Below are 2,164 nucleotides of genomic sequence, written 5' to 3'. Positions count from 1 at the left end.
TTTTGTTCTCTGGTAGAGCAGAGCAGGCTCAGGGCTACTGAAAGCCCGCTCCGTACCGCTTAGCGGTCGGAGTCGGGTAGTTTACTTTGGCAGTTCGGCTCTCCCAGTCTGAGAGGTTTGATGGGGGCTGGAGAGGTTTTTATCGAGTTTCGAGAGATTGGAAGACTATGATGCTGGCCTCAAGCCCTACAGCGCTGCCAGTGGATGCCCGTCAACAGGTGAGCCAATTCATGCAGCGCCTACAAGATGACATCTGTGCCCGTCTGGAGGCCCTAGACGGAAAAGCCAAGTTTCGGGAAGACCGTTGGGAACGCCCTGGAGGAGGGGGCGGGCGCTCGCGGGTCATTCAGCAGGGAGACGTGTTTGAGCAGGGGGGAGTCAATTTTTCCGAGGTGTTCGGATCCCATCTGCCCCCTTCGATTCTGAAACAGCGTCCAGAAGCGGCAGGGCATCCTTTCTACGCCACAGGCACCTCTATGGTGTTGCATCCTCGCAACCCCTATGTGCCGACGGTACACCTGAACTATCGCTATTTCGAGGCGGGGCCGGTTTGGTGGTTTGGGGGCGGGATGGATCTCACCCCCTATTACCTGTTTGAGGAGGATGCGGCCCATTTTCACCGCACCCTCAAGGCAGCCTGTGACCGCTTGGATCCCGTCTACTACCCAGTTTTCAAGATCTGGTGCGATCGCTACTTTTTCCTACCTCATCGCGGCGAGGCGCGCGGCGTTGGCGGCATTTTCTTCGACTATCAGGATGAACGCCCTGGGCTGCTCTATCGGCCTGAAGGCCAGGCGGAAGGGGATCCCGAACAACTGGCTTCTGAGCCACCATCGTTACAGGTGCGGGTGGGATCCCGCAGTTGGGAACATCTTTTCCAGTTGGTGCAAACCTGTGGCGACGCCTTCTTGCCGGCCTATGTGCCGATTGTGGAGCGGCGGCAGGGGATGGAATGGGGGGAGAGAGAACGGCAATTCCAGCTCTATCGTCGCGGGCGCTACGTGGAGTTCAACTTGGTCTACGACCGCGGCACGATCTTTGGACTCCAGACCCAGGGCCGCACCGAGTCGATCTTGATGTCTTTGCCCCCCTTGGTGCGCTGGGAATATGGCTACGAGCCGCAACCGGACACGTGGGAAGCCAAGCTCCATCAGGTGCTTCGCCAGCCCCAGGATTGGGCGTAGGCCGGCCATACCCCGTCTCTGCTTCTGAGGATCCGTGGCGTGTTTTCTCCTTTCCCCCTCACCTACTGCGTTCAGCCCCCCCGACAGGGCGGCTTAGGACCCGCGCCTGCGTTGGTAATGCTGCACGGGATCGGCAGCCACGAGGGGGATTTGTTCCAGTTGGCCCCCTATCTGGATCCCCGGTTGGCGGTGATCAGCTTGAGAGCCCCTATTCCTTGGAGTGGAGGCGGGTTTGCCTGGTTTGAAATGGCCTGGACACCGGAAGGGCTGGTGGGGGATCCCCAGCAAGCGCGCAATAGCCTCAAGCTCCTGAGCCGCTTTCTGGAACAGGCGCTGCCCAATGGGATCCCGGGTATTGCCCTGGATCCCAGGCAGGTGTATTTGCTGGGGTTTAGCCAGGGGGCGATCATGAGCCTGTACTTGGCTCTGACCCAGCCGGAGAAGCTGGCGGGGGTGGTGGCAATGAGTGGGCGCCTATCTCCAGAGATCCTGGCCGAGGCGGTGGAGCCGGAGCGGATGAAACACCTGGCCATCCTGGTGGTTCATGGCACTGCTGATGCTGTTTTGCCGATTGCTTTTGGCCGTCAGATCCGGGATTATTTTGCCCCGCTGCCACTGAACTTTACCTATCGCGAGTACGAGATGGGCCATGAAGTTTCCCCGGAGAGCCTGCGGGATATTCAGGTGTGGTTGCAAAACCTGTTGGATAGGAGAGATTCGGAAGTGAAAACCTGAAGAAGTTTGACCCAATTGGGATGACCCTAATTCAGGTGTTGAGCAAGGCTGTGCAGCACTTAGCAAGCTCCTCAATGGCACAGCTCCGGTTCTCGCCATCTTCAGGGTTTCGAGGGGCAAGTGATAGGGATCCCTGCCCCATTCAGTTTTCCGGCTCTCCTTCGGGTTCGGATGTCAGCTAGAAATCGCAGGAGCCCCGCACTGTACCCGTAGGGTCAGTGTCGGGAGGAATGCGGAAGTTACGA

The 2,164-nt window shown here is 58.7% G+C and carries 2 protein-coding genes; both read left to right on the top strand.

Features of this window, described 5'->3' with window-relative positions; translation table 11 throughout:
- Positions 1-170 precede the first annotated feature (170 nt).
- Complete coding sequence (hemF, locus tag NW837_RS11985; protein ID WP_414331805.1) at positions 171-1,184, top strand: oxygen-dependent coproporphyrinogen oxidase; 1,014 nt, start codon at positions 171-173, stop codon at positions 1,182-1,184.
- 39 nt (positions 1,185-1,223) lie between these two features.
- Positions 1,224-1,919: an alpha/beta hydrolase gene (locus NW837_RS11980; protein ID WP_414331803.1), complete on the top strand. Its 696-nt coding sequence runs from the start codon at positions 1,224-1,226 to the stop codon at positions 1,917-1,919.
- The last annotated feature ends 245 nt before the right edge of the window (positions 1,920-2,164 follow it).

Origin of the sequence: Synechococcus sp. R6-10 (assembly GCF_047461815.1) — a bacterium.
Classification (GTDB): Bacteria; Cyanobacteriota; Cyanobacteriia; order Thermostichales; family Thermostichaceae; genus Thermostichus.
This window is presented reverse-complemented; position numbering and strand designations above follow the sequence as displayed.

What these genes read in the sequence shown, in the direction of transcription:
- hemF (WP_414331805.1), top strand. Translation starts at nt 171, where the DNA reads ATGCTGGCCTCAAGCCCTACAGCGCTGCCAGTGGATGCCCGTCAACAG.